Annotated in this window: 17 protein-coding genes and 2 pseudogenes; 10 read left to right on the top strand and 9 right to left on the bottom strand. The window is 42.0% G+C overall.

Features of this window, described 5'->3' with window-relative positions; genetic code table 11:
* Positions 1–5 precede the first annotated feature (5 nt).
* Positions 6–1196, bottom strand: a complete 1191-nt coding sequence (gene efeO / locus Q0541_RS28500) for an iron uptake system protein EfeO (RefSeq protein WP_298919238.1) — start codon at positions 1194–1196, stop codon at positions 6–8.
* 31 nt (positions 1197–1227) lie between these two features.
* On the bottom strand, positions 1228–2061 hold the full coding sequence (gene efeU / locus Q0541_RS28505) for an iron uptake transporter permease EfeU (RefSeq protein WP_298919240.1): 834 nt from the start codon (positions 2059–2061) through the stop codon (positions 1228–1230).
* Positions 2062–2581: 520 nt separating this feature from the next.
* On the opposite strand from efeU, the pseudogene Q0541_RS28510 reads away from it, so the two are divergent.
* Both Q0541_RS28510 and Q0541_RS28515 read left to right on the top strand, forming a co-directional pair.
* Positions 2582–2907, top strand: a pseudogene (locus Q0541_RS28510) (hypothetical protein); the annotation flags it as partial.
* 553 nt (positions 2908–3460) lie between these two features.
* Complete coding sequence (locus tag Q0541_RS28515) at positions 3461–3844, top strand: hypothetical protein (protein WP_298919242.1); 384 nt, start codon at positions 3461–3463, stop codon at positions 3842–3844.
* Positions 3845–4307: 463 nt separating this feature from the next.
* Here the strand turns inward: Q0541_RS28515 and Q0541_RS28520 are convergent, their stop codons facing one another.
* The 4 genes from Q0541_RS28520 to Q0541_RS28535 form a co-directional block, all read right to left on the bottom strand.
* Complete coding sequence (locus Q0541_RS28520; protein ID WP_298919244.1) at positions 4308–5576, bottom strand: MFS transporter; 1269 nt, start codon at positions 5574–5576, stop codon at positions 4308–4310.
* Positions 5542–6015 (bottom strand): MarR family transcriptional regulator, encoded by a 474-nt coding sequence (locus Q0541_RS28525; protein WP_298919276.1) that lies wholly within the window; start codon positions 6013–6015, stop codon positions 5542–5544. The genes Q0541_RS28520 and Q0541_RS28525 overlap by 35 nt, the downstream gene beginning before the upstream one ends.
* 132 nt (positions 6016–6147) lie before the next feature.
* Positions 6148–7002, bottom strand: coding sequence for an ABC transporter permease (locus Q0541_RS28530; protein WP_298919246.1), 855 nt, complete (start codon positions 7000–7002; stop codon positions 6148–6150).
* The gene (locus tag Q0541_RS28535; RefSeq protein WP_298919248.1) at positions 6959–7810 is read right to left on the bottom strand and encodes an ATP-binding cassette domain-containing protein; all 852 of its coding nucleotides are present in this window, start codon (positions 7808–7810) and stop codon (positions 6959–6961) included. Before Q0541_RS28535 ends, Q0541_RS28530 begins: the two co-directional genes overlap by 44 nt.
* 208 nt (positions 7811–8018) lie before the next feature.
* Here Q0541_RS28535 and Q0541_RS28540 point away from each other — a divergent pair, with 208 nt between their 5' ends.
* Together Q0541_RS28540 and Q0541_RS28545 are read left to right on the top strand one after the other, a co-directional pair.
* Positions 8019–8705 (top strand): hypothetical protein, encoded by a 687-nt coding sequence (locus Q0541_RS28540; protein WP_298919250.1) that lies wholly within the window; start codon positions 8019–8021, stop codon positions 8703–8705.
* 132 nt (positions 8706–8837) lie between these two features.
* Entirely contained in the window at positions 8838–9086 is a 249-nt protein-coding gene (locus Q0541_RS28545; protein WP_298919252.1) for a DUF4926 domain-containing protein, read from the top strand.
* A gap of 105 nt (positions 9087–9191) precedes the next feature.
* Here Q0541_RS28545 and Q0541_RS28550 read toward each other — a convergent pair whose 3' ends face one another.
* Positions 9192–9731, bottom strand: a complete 540-nt coding sequence (locus Q0541_RS28550) for a dual specificity protein phosphatase family protein (protein ID WP_298919278.1) — start codon at positions 9729–9731, stop codon at positions 9192–9194.
* A gap of 171 nt (positions 9732–9902) precedes the next feature.
* On the opposite strand from Q0541_RS28550, the gene Q0541_RS28555 reads away from it, so the two are divergent.
* Together Q0541_RS28555 and Q0541_RS28560 are read left to right on the top strand one after the other, a co-directional pair.
* Positions 9903–10118, top strand: a complete 216-nt coding sequence (locus tag Q0541_RS28555; RefSeq protein WP_298919254.1) for a hypothetical protein — start codon at positions 9903–9905, stop codon at positions 10116–10118.
* 28 nt (positions 10119–10146) lie between these two features.
* Positions 10147–10746, top strand: a complete 600-nt coding sequence (locus Q0541_RS28560) for an arsinothricin resistance N-acetyltransferase ArsN1 family B (protein WP_298919256.1) — start codon at positions 10147–10149, stop codon at positions 10744–10746.
* 75 nt (positions 10747–10821) lie between these two features.
* Here the strand turns inward: Q0541_RS28560 and Q0541_RS28565 are convergent, their stop codons facing one another.
* Entirely contained in the window at positions 10822–11541 is a 720-nt protein-coding gene (locus Q0541_RS28565) for a pyridoxine 5'-phosphate synthase (RefSeq protein ID WP_298919258.1), read from the bottom strand.
* A 293-nt stretch (positions 11542–11834) separates the two neighbouring features.
* On the bottom strand, positions 11835–12911 hold the full coding sequence (locus Q0541_RS28570) for a sulfonate ABC transporter substrate-binding protein (protein WP_298919280.1): 1077 nt from the start codon (positions 12909–12911) through the stop codon (positions 11835–11837).
* 213 nt (positions 12912–13124) lie between these two features.
* Between Q0541_RS28570 and Q0541_RS28575 the strand changes: the two genes are divergently transcribed.
* From Q0541_RS28575 to Q0541_RS28590, 4 genes and pseudogenes are all read left to right on the top strand, one after another.
* Positions 13125–13814, top strand: coding sequence for a class I SAM-dependent methyltransferase (locus tag Q0541_RS28575; protein WP_298919260.1), 690 nt, complete (start codon positions 13125–13127; stop codon positions 13812–13814).
* Between the two features lie 385 nt (positions 13815–14199).
* The gene (locus Q0541_RS28580) at positions 14200–14496 is read left to right on the top strand and encodes a hypothetical protein (protein ID WP_298919262.1); all 297 of its coding nucleotides are present in this window, start codon (positions 14200–14202) and stop codon (positions 14494–14496) included.
* Positions 14497–14922: 426 nt separating this feature from the next.
* Positions 14923–15282 carry a VOC family protein gene (locus Q0541_RS28585; protein WP_298919264.1) on the top strand — a complete coding sequence of 120 codons (360 nt, stop codon included), beginning with the start codon at positions 14923–14925 and terminating at the stop codon, positions 15280–15282.
* Positions 15283–16200: 918 nt separating this feature from the next.
* Positions 16201–16512, top strand: a pseudogene (locus Q0541_RS28590) (hypothetical protein); the annotation flags it as partial.
* Between the last annotated feature and the right edge of the window lie 45 nt (positions 16513–16557).

Below are 16557 nucleotides of genomic sequence, written 5' to 3' on the forward strand. Positions count from 1 at the left end.
ATCAATTAGTTAACGCCCAGAGTGCCGCGCAACTGAGACAAATCTTCCGAAAGGGCAGCGATCGCTGTTTTCATGTCTTTCTTGTCTGCTTCACTCACTTTGTCGTAAGTAGCAAAACCACCATCAGGGGTTTTGTATTTAGCAAGTTTTTGGTTAACTTTGGTGAAATTTGTATCCACACGCGCTAATAAATCTGGGTTGGCTTTTTGGATGACGGGGCGCAATAACTCCACAATCTTTTGGGAACCATCTACATTAGCGCTGAAGTCCCAGAGGTCAGTATGACTGTAGCGATCTTCTTCCCCAGAAATTTTGGTAGCAGCCACTTCTTCAATCAAGCCAGCAGCACCGCCAACCATATTTTTCGGTTCAATGGTCAAGGTGGCAATGCGCTTTTGTAGGTCTAGTCCATCTTTGTGTAGCTTTTCGGCAAAGGGTTTCATGCCTTTTGTAGTTTTGTCCTGGAATAAAGCTTTCTCTATGCGATGGTATCCAGTGAATTGTGGGTCAGCCTCTTTTTTAGCAAAGTCATCAGCACGGGAATCCATAGTTTTATCGAGATCGGAGAAAAGTTCCGCTATCGGTTCTGCACGTTCCCAGTGGACATGAGTAGGGGCATAGAGTTTCGTAGCTTTAGCAACGTCTCCAGCAATCACAGCATCCGTGAAGGTCTTGTTGTCTGCCACTAGTTGGTCAGTTTCTTTAGTGACGTAGACTTTGTATTCGGCGATCGCACCCACTAATTGTCCTTGATCTACAGTCCCTTTGGCTTCAGAATTTCCTCCTCCTGCTTTGACTGTGATTTTCCCTTTGGGATTGCTGCGTAAACCGCAAGCCATGTCATATTCACCCGGTTGTAGATTGGTTTTGAGTTTTTGAACGAAGCCAGGAGCAATATTTTCCTTTTCCTCAATCACTTTCACTCCAGACAAAATCTCCCATTCTAAAGGTTGGCTGCTTTTGTTGGTAAGCACAAAGTTGTTTTCCCCAGATGCTAGTGTCAGCTGATTGGGTTCGCAACCTTTATCTGTCACAGTCAAAGCAGTTTCTGGAGAATTTTTAGTAAAGGTATCGCTGGCTACCTTAGCTTCTGGAGAATTATTCGTGGAAGTATCGCCTGATTTGTTGGATTCACAGGCAGCTACTGTCAAGGCAATTAGACAGATAATTGTTGAGTACTTTAAAACATTTTTCATTGTTGTATTTTCCTAAAAATTATTCAAGTAGCTAGGAATGCCTTGCTGTAGTCTTCTGTCCAGCGTTATCCCCTAAGAAGAACAGCGACATGGTAGGAATTAGATAGCCAAAATAGGCGATCGCCTCGCTGACAGTCGGGGTATCGTTATAGCCAAAAAATCCCGTCAAAAGTGAACCGAGAAACCCGTTTTTAGGAAGTACCCCGCTAGCATCGAATACTACTGTTTGTAGTGAATTCCAGACTCCGGCTTCATGGAAAGCTCTCACCCCACTTGCTAAGAGTCCAGCAGCAACCACGATAATGAAGACTCCTGTCCATTTAAAAAATCGCTTCAAGTTGATGCGGATACCACCCTGATAGATGCCTACACCGACGGCTAGGGCGGCTGCATATCCAAACAATGCCCCCACGGGAGCTTGAATTCCCAAATTTTGCTGAAACGTGGCCAGCAAAAACACTACTGTTTCCAGACCTTCCCGCAGGACTGCAAAGAATGCCATCCCCACTAGTGCTATACCCCATTTATCTCCCGACTGAATGGCAGTTTCAATTTGAGACTGTAACTCGCCTTTAATCGAACGAGCAGCACGGCGCATCCAGAAAACCATCCAGGTGAGAACCCCAACTGCGACGATGGAAATTACCGCTTCAAATAGTTCCTGTTCTTTCTGCGGAAACTCCTGACTGGTTATTTGCAAAATAATTCCAGCACCTAGACAAAGAAAAGTTGCTAGTGCGATGCCAATCCAGACTGACTTCATCAAATGGGTACGTCCAGTTTGCTTGAGATAACTGGCAATGATCCCCACGACAAGTGCAGCTTCAACGCCCTCTCGGAACATAATCAAGAAGGGAAAAAGCATGGATAACCTTATTAGTTATAATTACTATCAAATCATCATGAGAATAATAACTTACTTGAGAACATTTGTATATAACTGCGAGTTAAAAATCTCTAAAATCCTGGAAAAATAAATTTTCCATTTAAATGACAGTCTGTCAAAAAAATATTGCCGACTGTAAATTATTACTCAATTGAACTACGTAAATTAATTAAACAACTCATGCAACGCATTGCTAGAGCGCCAGTCCAGTAAAAGGAGTTGATGTAAAATATAGAATATGGGTATTGTTTAAATTAAACATTTAGGCTCTCCGTTTTGATGCGATCGCTAAAAATAAGACTTAAATATTTAGCCTAGAATAGGCGTTTATCTGTACACACATACTTTTATTTTGTCAATAGGTATTAGTGGACAGGCTCTCTAAGAGTCGTTTCCAGTGCTTTCACTTTTGGGCGTTGGATAGCAAAGGGTTAGTTCAACACCTGTGTTTTTCGCATTAGCTAACGTATATCAGCTAGCAATTAGGATTGTGTCATACATCTTGTGTACCCACCAGCTTTTAATTGCTGCAATGGCTGACCGTCATTTCCGTGTGGATAAGCAAACTATATAATCAAGGCAAAGGTAAAAAAGCCAACAATGGCAACGCCGAGCAAGCAGCGTACCGTTGTAAGAGTTACTACCTTAGATAATTTAACCACTCGCTGGGAAGAACTAGCGCAGTTAACTGGTCAGGACTTACGCAAGAACTCTCTGAAACTCTTATTCCTTTGTGTCCTTTGCGACGGCAGTCGCTACAACGGGGGGAACCCCCGCAACGCGCTGCCTCTCCTTTGCGGTTCGTTTTATCATGATTTTGCGTAAGTCCTGCTGGTGAGAAATCTGCAAATGCGATCGCATTTGCAGAATCTCTATTATTACAAGCTGCTAACCACCATCGTGGGGAGCAAACTTAACAAGTTTAAGTTGGCAATTCTGAAAGAGGTAAGGAATAGGTTTACCACTTCCCTTCTCCAGACACTGTTTGAGGTATGTGAACAATCTGCTTCTTGAAGTTTTAAAAGTAGCATTATTGTATTATGATTTTTTATGTCCATTTGTCAAGCCCGATTTATACCAATTTAAATGATTTTTCCCGGCAAATTTCAGTAGTAAAAGTCTCTAAAGATTTGACATCAGCATCTAAAGATTTTTCATTGTAAAAAGAAATTAAGTTTTATATATTTATTGAGATAACGAGTGTTAATTACAGGTTTTTTTCCTCACAAAATTTCATCAAAACACTCTGTAATTCAGTCGATAAATCTCAAGATTAGCAATTAAAAAAACAAAAAAAGCTACCAAGGAAGCTAAATTGTGTTTTCTGGAAATTTATTAATGAAGCAAAATTTATATCCTAATAGGAGGATTAAATCTAATGGCATCTGATACAAATTCTGTTTTTGGTAACTCCCTTGGTGGTAGTCAGGCTAGCAATCTCAGCGATCCGTTCGCACCTGGAGGCGCTTTTGGCATCCCAACGGCTAACAGCTTCGACTTTGATAAGTATGGTATTCCAAAAGAAGGCAGCTTTGACCCTACTAAGTATGGTATTCCAAAAGAAGGCAGCTTTGACCCTACTAAGTATGGTATTCCAAAAGAAGGCAGCTTTAATTTGGGTAGCTCTGTGATCCCAACGTCTAACAGCTTTGACCCTACTAAGTATGGAATTCCAAATGAAGGCAGCTCAAATTTGGGTAGTCCAACTAATGGCAGTACAGCAAATTTTGGTGCTAGTGACAGTCCTTTCCCGATTGCTTAGTGCCAATTGCATAACTTTCAAGGCAATTGAAGTTAGACATTATCCCAAAATTCTGGGTTTTTCTACCTTTTAATTAGGCGATGTGCTACTTTCGCTAAACAAAAATTCCACTCTATGCAAAAGCTACGATATTCTGATTGTTATCTCTTGCTGGGGTGGAATTTTTGTTATCTATGTAAGATTTGATAGTGGCTATAACTTCATCATCTGATACTACCATTTTCCTTTTTATATTGAAACAATTCTGTCTTTTGAAGGCGTTTTTTGGCTGATATAAGACTCATATTTGATTTTGGAAATATGACTAGGGGAGCCAGTGGGTTGCGGACTCCGTTCTAACACAACGCCAGTCCGCTCAAGTCGGGACCGCCCACGCGGCTGGCTCCCCTACGTATACTTAGATTTTTTCAAAAATTAAATCGGATTCCTATAGAATGCAATTTATATAAACAGATAAGTACTTCTATTTATACTCCTGCAAAGCCCCTAACTTCCGAATTCCCGGCCAAATCATAGCTGTAGCAATCACTACTACAATTGTACCAATTCCACCACCCACAACCGAAATTACCGGGCCAAACAATGCAGCAGTCAAGCCTGACTCAAAGCCCCCTAACTCATTCGAGGCACTAATAAACACGCTATTAATAGCAGCAACCCGACCACGCAAATGATCTGGAGTTCTGATTTGAACTAATGTATGGCGAATCACAACGCTAATACTATCCAGTGCGCCACCAAGGGTCAGCATCAACATAGACAGCCAAAACGAACGAGAAAGCCCAAAGATAATTGTTACAACCCCAAAACCAACCACTGACCACAATAAGGCTGGGCCTGCTTTGCGTAACGGTGGTAAATATGCTAGGGTAATCGCCATAGTCAAAGCACCGATGGAGTTGGCTGCCTGTAAATATCCCAATTCCACTGGCCCCACATGTAAAATATCTTTGGCAAAGATGGGTAGCAACGCGATCGCACCACCCAACAATACAGCAAACATATCCAATGTAATCGCTGCTAAAATCAAGTGATTCTGCCAAACAAACTTAGCACCAGCTGACAGGGCTTTGAATGAAATTGGCTCAGTTGAGCGAGTACCTTTTTGCTCTTTAATCGCCAGCGTTAAAATAAAACACAGCAACGCGGCGATCGCTGCTAGCACATATACGCCTGTAGCACTTCCTAGCAACGCGATGCCGAATCCCCCTAAGGTAGGGCCAATCACAGCGGCTAATTGAAAGCTACTACTATTCCAAGTAGCTGCATTCGTAAACACACTGACAGGTATCAACTGCCACATCAGAGCATCACTAGCAGGTCTGGAGAACGCCCTAGCGACACCTGTTAATACTAAGCAGGCGTAAATTAGAAAAATTGCACCTTGAGTATAGGAAAGCACTGCCAAAGCCAGCGAGCAGAGAGCTAGCAACATCACTGACAGTAACATGATGAGTTTGCGATCGCGGCGATCGGCCACATGTCCGGTAATCAATGTGAGAGCAATCATCGGCAAGACTTGCGCTAGCCCCACACCACCTAGAATGATAGGTGAGTTAGTCCGTTCATAGAGTTCCCAGCCGATAGCTACAGTTTGCATTTGCGACCCTATGGACAGCACCAGCCGTCCAATGGTAAATAGCCGATAGTCTCGAAACTTTAGGGCTGCAAAGGGATCGTGCTGTACAACCTCAGATTTATGGGGATTTGAGTTCGGTTTTCTCGAAGACATTTTTTAGTAGAGTTAAGCCTTCTTCAATGTTGGAAATTTGTTCTTCTGTAAGACCTTTCAGGAGATCGGTAATATGAGCACGAGTTTGATCTTGGGATTGCTTCAGATGGTGTTTTCCATCTTCAGTCAAATTGAGCAGCACCCGCCGCCGCTCTTGAGGATGAGCTATGCGTTGTACAAAGTCGCGTTGTACCAAGCGTTCTATGGTTGCTGATGCTGTGGCAGAGGTGACACCTAAATGCTCTGCCAAATCAGATAATGAAGCACCAGGATTGCGGTTGATAAATGCCAGCGATCGCAACTGAGGTATAGATAAAAAGGCGGCACTATGGGCACGCATATCCGCTCGGATAAACCGCATCATTAATGGAACTGTGTCCATTACCCTAGCGGCACATTCTTCGGAAGTTGCACCTTGAGTAGGTTTATCCAAGGTCATGGGCTTGTTGTTCTCCTGATTACATCGCCAGCCGTGGATCAAGTTTTCCACCAATGATGGCTAAGATTATTAATGTTAATAAGAGAATTGTACAATCCCGACCAAAGTCATAGATGCTAGTTCCATTACGGATTACATTGCTACGCGTGGATAAAGTCGTCCACCAATGATCGCCAAGACTGTTACTGTTAATAAGAGAATTGCCAAATCCCAACCAAAGCCATAAACGCTGATTCCATCCACTAGCATTGTGCTGCGTAAGGCGTCAACCTCATAAGTTAAGGGATTCAAGTGGGAAATAAACTTTAACCAGTCGGGCATCATTGAGATCGGATAAATAGCATTGCTGGCAAAAAATAACGGCATGGTTAACATTTGTCCAATTCCGGTCATCCGCTCTCTGGTTTTTGCCAAACAGCCAATAATTAATGAAAAAAGACAAAAGCAAGCCGCTCCCAGCATCACTATTACTAGCACTTGCCCAAAAGCTAGAGGATGGAGATTTAATTTTACATGTAAGACAAAAGACAATACATAAATTACTGCTACCTGTGATAAGCACCGTACCCCACATGCTAGAGCTTTGCCCAAGACCATTGCTAGACGGGGTGTAGGACTAGCAAGGAATTTATGTACAATTCCTAAATCTCGCTCCCAAATTAGTGTCATTCCACCGGTGAAAATAGCTACATTTAACACGCTTTGAGCGAGAATGCCAGCAGCCATGAAGTCTAAATATGGTAAGTTTCCTGTCGGAACTTCCCGAAGTTTGGAGAACACTTGCCCAAAAATCAGCAACCATAATGACGGTTGCACTGATCTGACTACTAAATCAGTGGGATCGTGGCGGAGTTTACGCACTTCCAATTCCGCGATCGCCAGAGTTTTCGTAATTAGCTCTTTAATTGCAGAGATCAGATTGGCTCGGCGAGTAGGTGGTGTTTTAACCCAACCGTTGAGCAGTACGTCTGGTTCTGGCTGTGTCACGGTAGTTGACTCCTGATGTTAACTGGTCGCCTGTATAGTAAATAAAGACATCATCCAAAGTTGCGTTTGGTTTATCTAAAGAGGCTTTTAAATCGCTTGGTGTCCCTGTGGTAACGACTTCACCTTGCTGCATAATCGCCACTCGGTTACATAGGTTGTCCGCTTCTTCTAAAAAGTGGGTTGTTAAAAATATAGTTGTGCCGTAATCAGCACAGAGTTGTAGCACAAGTTGCCATACTTGAGTTCGAGCGATGGGATCTAGTCCAACAGTCGGCTCATCCAGAAACAAAATTTGGGGTTGATGTAGAACTGATACGCCGATTTCCAGCTTGCGGATCATCCCACCAGAGTAGTTTCGTACCAAGCGCTGCGCCGCATCTTGCAAACCCATGTATTCTAGAATTTCATAGATGCGGCGATCGCGTCCTTTGGCAGGTATTCCATACAGCTTGGCGAAGATTAAGAGATTTTCGTAACCCGTGAGGCTACCATCAGCAGAGAGCGCCTGGGGGACATAGCCGATAGCTCGTCTCACAGGATTAGGTTGACGAGTCACATCATAGCCAGCCAAAGTTGCTTTCCCTGCACTGATAGGCAGTAAAGTTGTCAACATCTTAATCACTGTACTTTTCCCTGCGCCATTGGGCCCAAGCAGCCCAAATACTTCGCCCTGTTCCACAGATATGCTCAGGTTATTAACAGCCGTTAACTTACCAAAACGGCGTGTAAGTCCCTGAGTTTCCAAAATCAGCGGTTTTGGTTCGCTAGGAGGTTCTAACCGATTTATTTTTCCCGTCAGTATTGTCACAAGTTTGATGCACTTCAATTAATTAGCAAAACTAACTATTAGCTTCTCAATATATTTGCCCGAAGTCAATAGACTTCTTGTAAAAATTTGAATGAGAGTAAAAGAAAACTCAGTAGAATGGTGGCGAGGTTATTGATGGGCGAAGTATCACTGATAAATAAATCGCAAACACTTGCTAGGATAGTCAACAGGCGAAGAAATGTTCAGTATGCCTACTGCTGCCCAGCTAGAGAGTCTATACCGCATTGCCTGTTCAATTCTTCAGCATACTTGGGCTGAGATAGAACATGACCTTGGATACAAAAGCAAAAATTCACCTCCCCAACCAATTCAGCGGAGATTTTCCCGTCTTGCTGCACTTCTCGAAGGGGCTGATGAGGAATTTAAACATCTTCGCAATGCAATTGAGGAGTATAAAATTCAGGTAGAAGATAGTATGAATCAAAATAATTTGAACAATGTAAGAATTGATATAGAGTCAATTAAGGAGTTTATACAAAGAGAACCTTTAGTTAAACAAATAAGTCAAGCTATATCTAACAAAATAAAATTACCTCTCGTAGAAAACCAAAAGGTTGAATCGGATACAATCGAGTACCTATTGTATTCAGGTTATTCTACTATTGGAGAAATTAAAAGAGATTTAGAACAATATAGAGACCAAATTATAAAATTTACAGTGTTATGGATGAATGAAAGCGGTAGAAATAACTTTAGCTATATTACTTGTGAAGTAGCATTAATACGTCTTTCTTATATCAAATTAGCTTTGATAGGGAATGCGCCTCATATAATAGAGCGTCTCAAGTTGTTTCCTCTTAATATAGGTACTGAAGAACAATTTAAACAACTTGCTGCTCGGATTTTGAAAACATATAAAGACATAAATTCGTAAAATTTATGATTTGAGGCAATGAGATAGCTTACTATACAATCTTTTATTTGCATGAGATTTTTGAGAATATGGAAGGCTCTATAGCAATCCTAAATGATTTAATTCTGTGTAAGCATTTGGAAGTGATACAAGATGACTAAAAGTAGAATTGAGTTCCTGAATGTAGTAGCACTAACAGTTGATTTACCTGAATACAATCTGTACCGTGGTCAAGTTGGCACAGTAGCAGAATTATTAGCTGGTGGTGCTGCATTTGAGGTTGAATTTAGCGATCGCAATGGACGCACTTATGAATCTGTCGGTTTACGCCCAGAGCAAATTATGGTGTTACATTTTGAGCCAGCATCCCCTGATTCAGTAAGGCCAATGGTGACAGCATAAGTTGTTGTGCCCAGAGCGATGCCCACGGCTGGCTATTCGGCGTCGCAGCTTTATCAGATATTCTGAAATAAAATCATATCTATAAATCTTCCACAAAATATCCGATTATGTATGCACTGCTAGACGGCAATCATTCAGAAGCACGTCAAGTTCTTTTACAACTTTCCAAGGATTTCTGCCTTTTAACACAGCAGCGATCGCAGCCTCATAAGGATTTCTACCTGTTCTTTTCACAGCAGCTATTGCAGCTTGATTTGATAATCCTCGGACACTAACTAGCCATGCCGCTAATACATGTCCAGTACGTCCAATTCCACCAGAGCAGTGTACTACGACTTTCTCATTTTGCTTATCTGCTTCGATTAAGAAAGGAAGTATTTTCTGTGTCAGGGTTTCTAAATCAGATAGATGGAAATCTGCAATTGGTGCCCAACAAACTAGCTGATTACCAAATTCCTGTTTGTATGTATCCAGAAGTCCAGAGTAATAAGCTAGCTGTTGATCAGGAAGAAGGCAGCAAACTCGCTTGATATCTTGATACTTCATGAATTGTATCCAATTTTGAACCTTATTGTTAGTGTATCCAGGTCGTGCAGCACCAAACACTATTTGCTCGTTTTCCCAAGCTGGGGCAAACTTATATATCTTTAACAGTCTGACTTCGGAATCTTGGAAGTTGCTCGTTGCAGCCATAAAATAGTTAGTTATTTTTTGATTAAATAGAATACTTTGCCGGAGCCTTCAGGAGGTAAATTACATATTATAAATCTGCGTCGATAATATCACGTTCGGATCAGATATCTCCAGAAATTAATTATGCATTGCCTGAAATCTTTGGTAGCAGATGAAGCCCTCTCTTTATTCAAAAGTACACAAGCAACATTTCTCGTTGACTCACTCAATGATTTTAGAGGAACACTTATTCAGCAGCGTGCAGCGATTCTAGCGGAACCGAATAAAATTCCCACTAGAATCAATATGCGAGTGATGCATCCTGATGGAACAATTATTGAGTATGTTGAGTTCGCTTGATTAATTTTTAGCCCAAAAAGGATCTGCTATGAAGGCTACAATCAGACTAGCTAATGAAAGTGATGCCTTAAAAATGCTGGCAATTTATGCGCCAGTTGTTCGAGAAACTTCGATTTCCTTTGAGATAGAACCTCCTAGTGAAACGGAATTTCAAGGGCGCATCAAGAACTATCAACAGCAAATGCCTTGGCTAGTGTGTCAAATTAACGGTGAACTTCTAGGTTATGCCTATGCTACTCCCTACCGGACTCGTGCCGCTTACCAATGGTCTGTGGAATCATCTGTGTACGTAAATGTTGAGCATCGCAGAAAAGGAGTTGCTAAAGCCTTGTATAGTTCCCTTTTTCAGTTACTTCAACTCCAAGGATTTTACAACGTTTTTGCCGCGATCGCTTTACCTAATCCAGCAAGTGTAGCTGTGCATGAGGCTATCGGTTTTTCACCTGTAGGTGTATTTTGCAGAGTTGGGTATAAATTTAGTGAGTGGCATGATGTCGGGTGGTGGCAACTATCTCTGCAACAAGAGCAACCGCTACCTGTAAATCCACCTCTTTCTTTGCTAGAACTTCAAAAATTGTCTCTGTGGGATGAAGCTTTAAGAAGTGGACTCCTGCTACTTCGAGTTTAAATTAGCTTCTTGCCATTATAGATCCTGGCATACTAACTTTTGAAGTACTTTTGGGATTTAGAAAAGTTTTTAAATCTAATTCAAACATAGGATTTTTAAATACTCTTGCACAGCAGTAAATAGTCCTACCTCCAAAGCATCGGCAATCAAGGCATGACCAATAGACACTTCAATTATGCCAGAAATTGAACAGAACTTTTCTAAGTTTTGTAGATTTAAATCATGCCCAGCGTTGACTCCTAAACCAATTTCCTGAGCCTTTTGTGTTGCTTGTTGGTAGTCTTGAAATACAGACTCTACATTGCCATTACGAAAAGCTGTAGCATAAGGTTCTGTATATAGCTCAATGCGATCGCTTCCAATCTCTTTAGCACGTTTAATTTGAGTTAAGTCAGTATCCATAAACAAGCTAACTCGAACTCCGAGGTCTTTTAACTCTCGAATGATTGGTCTGAGCCAAAAGCCATCTGTAGCCAGATCCCATCCGTGGTCTGATGTGAAAGCATCAGGTGCATCGGGAACTAAGGTACACTGCGTTGGTTTGATTTTTCGGACTATCTCTAAAAATTCAGGTGAGGGATTACCTTCTATGTTGAACTCAACAGTCAATATCTGCGCCAGTGCATCGACATCTTCGGGCTTGATATGTCGTTGGTCTGGGCGTGGGTGAACTGTGATTCCCTGTGCGCCAGCTTTAATGCAGGTAAAAGCCGCTTCAATCACACTCGGTCTACCAAAATTTCGAGTATTCCTGAGTAAAGCGACTTTGTTAAGGTTAACGCTGAGATTGGTCATACTACAAAATTTAGTCCATCGTTAGGTTTGTTATTTACCGCCTGACATATAAATAATTTGTGGATTTTACGAATAGTTGAATATGGATCTAAAAAGTATTTAAATCGCTCGGCATTATAAACTTGAGGTACGAGGAATATATCTGCGATCGTTGGTTCCTTGTCGGGAGCGGGTACATACAATTTTCAGTAAAACTGAATTGGTGTCTCATTATTTCTGTCGTAATCATTAACTTGTTAATTTAGCTTGTAACATCATTCGTAATTCCCAAATTAGGAATTACGAATTAGGAATTAGGAATTATTCACTTTGCCTTGCCAAACAATTTCCTTAACTTTGATTTCTTTCGGGATCAATTTAATTTTGTAGAAAGTATCTGCAACCTCTTGTTGTTTAGTAATTATTTCATCTGTGAGCGGAAGTACATCATACTCACGCCGCTTTTCTGCTATTTCCAATACAGGAGCATCTATACCCAAAGCAGGGGAAAGAAATTTAGCAACTTCACCAGGATTATTCTTTGCCCAGTTGCTGACTTTCTTGACCTGATCTAGAACTATTTTCAAGGCATCCGGCTTGGCATCAACAAAAGATTTTGCAGCCAGATAATAACCACGATTGGGAGCTAATCCCGTCGCGTCAGCTAAAGTCCGTGCGCCTGTTGCTGCTTCTGCTGCGGCTAAATAAGGGTCCCAAATTGCCCAAGCATCAACGTTTTTTCTCTCAAAGACAGCACGAGCATCGGCGGGAGTGAGAGTTACTCGTTGGATGTCACTGTACTGTACTCCTGCCTTTTCCAGTGCTTTCACCAATAGGTAGTTAGCATTAGAACCTTTGGCAAAAGCAATTTTTTTGCCCTTGAGTTCAGCCACACTTTTAATAGGTGAATCCTTGGGTACCAGGATGGCTTCAGCCTTGGGACTCCAAGGATCGTAGGCAACATAAACCAAAGGAACACCCCCAGCTTGAGCAAATATAGGTGGTGATTCTCCGGTATAACCAAAATCAATACTGCCTGCATTCAATGCCTCTAGGAGTGGGGGGCCAGCCGGAAATTCTGACCAAGTTACGGAAGATCCTGAAGCTGCAAAAGCTTTCTCTAATTCCCCTCTCGCCTTCAGTGCATAGAGGACAGTTGACGCTTTCTGGTAACCTATATGAACTGTAGTGCCGCTAGCTGCTGGGCTAGGACTAGTTGTCTCTTGTGTGCCATTGTTGCTTGCGCTTGGAGAACAAGCAGAGACAGCCAAAGTTAAACTAAATCCCACTGCAAACAGTAGGGAAAAGGTGCGGATTCTTTGTTGTTGGAACCTTTGGAGGAAGGCAAAACCCATACCCAACAGTTGGGTTAAAGAGAACTTATTCAACATCATCACTCTGCCTTCAGGGTAAATTAATATCAGACTTCAGCTAACCTCCGGCATAACTCCGGCAAGTTTATTGGTTTACCGTATGATTAGAGAATGATAAAAATATCACATAGTTAAGGCTAAAAAGCAAGTTTATTCGCTGAATAAAAAATTTTTCTTAAAGCTATGGCTATTGGTGTCAAATCTAAACTCAATCGGATCACAAAGTAGGCGATGATAGATAATATTCTTCAACAACAAATTGAGTACTATCGTGCTAGAGCCAACGAATATGATCAGTGGTTCTATAGGATAGGACGCTACGATCGCGGTATCGAAAACAATCAGCGGTGGTTTAATGAAGTAGCTGTTATCAAAAATACATTACACCAAATTGGCGTGGTGGATGATATTTTAGAGTTAGCATGTGGAACAGGTATCTGGACGCAGGAGCTTTTAAGTATCGGTAAAAAAATTACTGCGATCGATGCCTCTGAAGAAGTGATTGCAATTAATCGCTCTAAGTTATTTTCACTGAGTGTTGAATATCACTTAATTGATTTATTTACATGGCAACCTGATTCTGAATATGATTTAGTGTTCTTTGCTTTTTGGCTGTCTCATGTGCCACCAAAATTACTCGATTCATTTTTGACGAAAGTTTATCAATCTGTTCGCGTTGGTGGACAAGTATTTATCATTGACTCTTCTTTTGAACCGACATCCACGGCTAACAATCATATCCTTGAAGACGACGGAAACATATATAAAACCCGTAAGTTAAATAATGGTCAAGAATTCCAGATTTTCAAAATTTTTTATCAGCCAGATGAACTTAAGGATAAGCTAAAAAAAGCAAGTTTTCAGGCTGAGGTGAAGGTGACAGATAACTATTTTATTTATGCACAGGGGAAAAAGGTTTAGCAGATAGCCCACAGGGAGCATCCCAAATGTGTAAAACATAATTTGTCATTGCGTAGGCGGAGCCTTCCTACAGGGTACGGAATGCAGTCAAGCAAAGCAATCGTTTTGTACAGATGAAGTGAATTGCAACATTTGGGCTACCTTGCGGGTTCTGAGTTCGGAAAGCGTCTGGTAGAGTTGGACTACGCTTCATTAGTAAATTTGCTTGCATTGGGATGCTCCCTAGTACCGCAAGGCGGAAATCAAAACTCAAAAGTCAAAAGTCAAAAGTATAACGGAATGAGCTTTTTAGGATTTTTAAATGGTTGCTCTATTTACGCCGTGTTGTACTAGCTCACAGACTTCTGACACACTCCTGAGAGGATGTCTGAGAAGTATCAAATATTTGCTGATCCCTCCACTCCCCACGCCAGTCACTCCACTTGGGGAAACCCCAGATGCTTTCTACAAGACCAGAGGCGAACGCGGACTCGTTGGCGCAGCTTCTGGTAGAGAAGAGGCTGCGCTATGGGCGGCAGGCATCGTCTCACGCCACTTGACGCCAGTCCGCTCAAGTCGCCAGAGCCTTTCGGCAGTTCCTCCTGGGGGAAACCCCCTACAGCCCTACGGGCATCCTACGGCAGGCGCTAACCTCTCACGAATGGGAGAAGACCGGACTGCCGACGCTCCTACGTCGCTCTAAGCGTTGGCGGAGCCTCTCTAAGAGTTGCCATGCCGCAGTACGCTGCGCTAACACCACACGGCTGGCTCCTCTACTTGAAGCCCAAGACCGCATTAGCTCTCCATGAGCAAGTGGTGTGAATTTAGAGGGATCTCTAAGCGTTTGGTGTATACAAAAAAGTTTTCAGACATCCTCTAAAGCTAGGTACTGATGCTTGAGCATGTATATATATTGGTAATAGCTATACAGATGACTTCTGTGGAGCTAAAGGTGTAGAAATGAAATGTATTTTGATTGACAGTGAACAACGTGATCAAGAGCTAGGTAAACAGAGAGTTGAAGACCTTTTTCAAATTGAAGATAGGCTATTTATTGATCAATCTTAGTAAACTATGATTGCCGAATAAGCAAAATAAAATACACTAGCTGCCTAATAGACAGTTTGCAATGCAAATTATTAAAGTACTAACCAGAGTCTATCTAAGTCCGATAGAGTTGGATGAGGCGATCGCTTTCTATGAAAACCTTTTTACAGAAAAATGTTGGTTGTGGTTTCAATATTCTGAGGCGGAGTTAGAACTCGCAGGTGTGGGTTCTATTCTTTTAATTGCTGGTTCAGCTGAAACACTCTCTCCATTCAAAAGTACACACGCAACATTTCTCGTTGACTCCCTCAATGATTTTAAAGAAGTACTTATTCAGCAGGGTGCAGTGATTCTGGTGGAACCTAACAATGTTCCTACTGGATTTAATATGCGAGCGATGCATCCTGATGGAACCATTATTGAGTATATTGAGTTTGGATAATTAATTTTTAACCCAAAAAGGATTTGCTGTGAAGGCTGCAATCAGACTGGCTAATCAAAATGATCCAACAGCGCTACAGCAATCCTAAATCATTCGTGAGAGATAAAATCGCTGAAATGCCTATAAACACGTACTTTTAATCTCCGTATTTTCTCACATTTCAAATCGGATTGCTATAGCGCAAGAAGCAAGAAAGCTTATACAGTTAGCTTTTTAGGTTTTTTCAACTGGATAGTTCTTTATGCCGTGCTGCACTAGTACGCCACGGCGTAAATAGAGCAACCATTTAAAATCTCTAAAGAGCTTATTCAATAATACTTTTGACTTTTGAACGCCAGTTGCTTCTCCTGTCGGAGACGCTGCGCGAACAAGTCGGCAGAGCCGGACGCCAGTCGCTCATGGGGGAAACCCCCTACAGCCCTTTGGGCATCCTACGGCAGGCGCTAGCCTCTCCCTTTGGGAGAAGCTAGCGCTGGCTCCCCAACGCACTGGCTCCTTTTGACTTTTGACTTTTGACTTTTGACTTCCCCGAAGGGGCTGACTTCCGCCTTGCGGCACTAGTCGCTTGCTGTATTTTGGGAGATAAAGGCTACTCAAAAATTCTTAGCGAATTTTCCGGAATCGATAACAGCGGGGTGGTATCACTTATTAGAGCATCGATATTATACTGAACCTCTATAACTAACCTTCGGGGAATATAGCCCCATTGTTTCTGCTCAAAAGCCCGGTCATGAAGACCGGGCTTTTGATGTTTATACCAAGTTGCAGTCGAGCAATTACGGGTTAGAGCGATGCTTACGGCTGGCTACGCCTACGCAGCCCTTGTTTAAACTGTCTGTGTATCAAATAAAACTCTTGTCCAGAAACTTTTAAGAGATTTTATCGGTCTGGTTCTCCAAATTCTACAAAAATCAACTAATGTCATCTTCTGCTAAAGGTATTCCCGGATTACCTGATTTGACGCATCCGATTGAGCTTGTCCAATTTGGAACCCAGGCGCTCAAAGCTTCACTGTTATTAGTATTTTTGATTGTAGCTTTGGGAGTTGCGTAGCTTGCCGCCGTAGGCATCGCTCTGATCAGTTTTTCCCTGCGTCGAAGCCAGCCGGAACAACTTATATTCATCGGCGAATGGGCTATTCGTTATTCCCAACTGTTGCGGGGATTACAGCATTTAACTCTGGTATTAGTTCTGTTAGTACCGGGATTTTTTCTCTGTTCAACTTTAACCCTCTTTTGTCACTCTCGTCGTAGTATAATCAGTGACAACCCCTAG

The sequence above is a fragment of the uncultured Nostoc sp. genome (genome assembly GCF_937863485.1).
Taxonomy (GTDB): Bacteria; Cyanobacteriota; Cyanobacteriia; order Cyanobacteriales; family Nostocaceae; genus Nostoc.

What these genes read in the sequence shown, in the direction of transcription:
- efeO (WP_298919238.1), bottom strand. Translation starts at nt 1,196, where the DNA reads ATGAAAAATGTTTTAAAGTACTCAACAATTATCTGTCTAATTGCCTTG.
- efeU (WP_298919240.1), bottom strand. Translation starts at nt 2,061, where the DNA reads ATGCTTTTTCCCTTCTTGATTATGTTCCGAGAGGGCGTTGAAGCTGCA.
- Q0541_RS28515 (WP_298919242.1), top strand. Translation starts at nt 3,461, where the DNA reads ATGGCATCTGATACAAATTCTGTTTTTGGTAACTCCCTTGGTGGTAGT.
- Q0541_RS28520 (WP_298919244.1), bottom strand. Translation starts at nt 5,576, where the DNA reads ATGTCTTCGAGAAAACCGAACTCAAATCCCCATAAATCTGAGGTTGTA.
- Q0541_RS28525 (WP_298919276.1), bottom strand. Translation starts at nt 6,015, where the DNA reads ATGACCTTGGATAAACCTACTCAAGGTGCAACTTCCGAAGAATGTGCC.
- Q0541_RS28540 (WP_298919250.1), top strand. Translation starts at nt 8,019, where the DNA reads ATGCCTACTGCTGCCCAGCTAGAGAGTCTATACCGCATTGCCTGTTCA.
- Q0541_RS28545 (WP_298919252.1), top strand. Translation starts at nt 8,838, where the DNA reads ATGACTAAAAGTAGAATTGAGTTCCTGAATGTAGTAGCACTAACAGTT.
- Q0541_RS28555 (WP_298919254.1), top strand. Translation starts at nt 9,903, where the DNA reads ATGCATTGCCTGAAATCTTTGGTAGCAGATGAAGCCCTCTCTTTATTC.
- Q0541_RS28560 (WP_298919256.1), top strand. Translation starts at nt 10,147, where the DNA reads ATGAAGGCTACAATCAGACTAGCTAATGAAAGTGATGCCTTAAAAATG.
- Q0541_RS28565 (WP_298919258.1), bottom strand. Translation starts at nt 11,541, where the DNA reads ATGACCAATCTCAGCGTTAACCTTAACAAAGTCGCTTTACTCAGGAAT.
- Q0541_RS28570 (WP_298919280.1), bottom strand. Translation starts at nt 12,911, where the DNA reads ATGTTGAATAAGTTCTCTTTAACCCAACTGTTGGGTATGGGTTTTGCC.
- Q0541_RS28575 (WP_298919260.1), top strand. Translation starts at nt 13,125, where the DNA reads ATGATAGATAATATTCTTCAACAACAAATTGAGTACTATCGTGCTAGA.
- Q0541_RS28585 (WP_298919264.1), top strand. Translation starts at nt 14,923, where the DNA reads ATGCAAATTATTAAAGTACTAACCAGAGTCTATCTAAGTCCGATAGAG.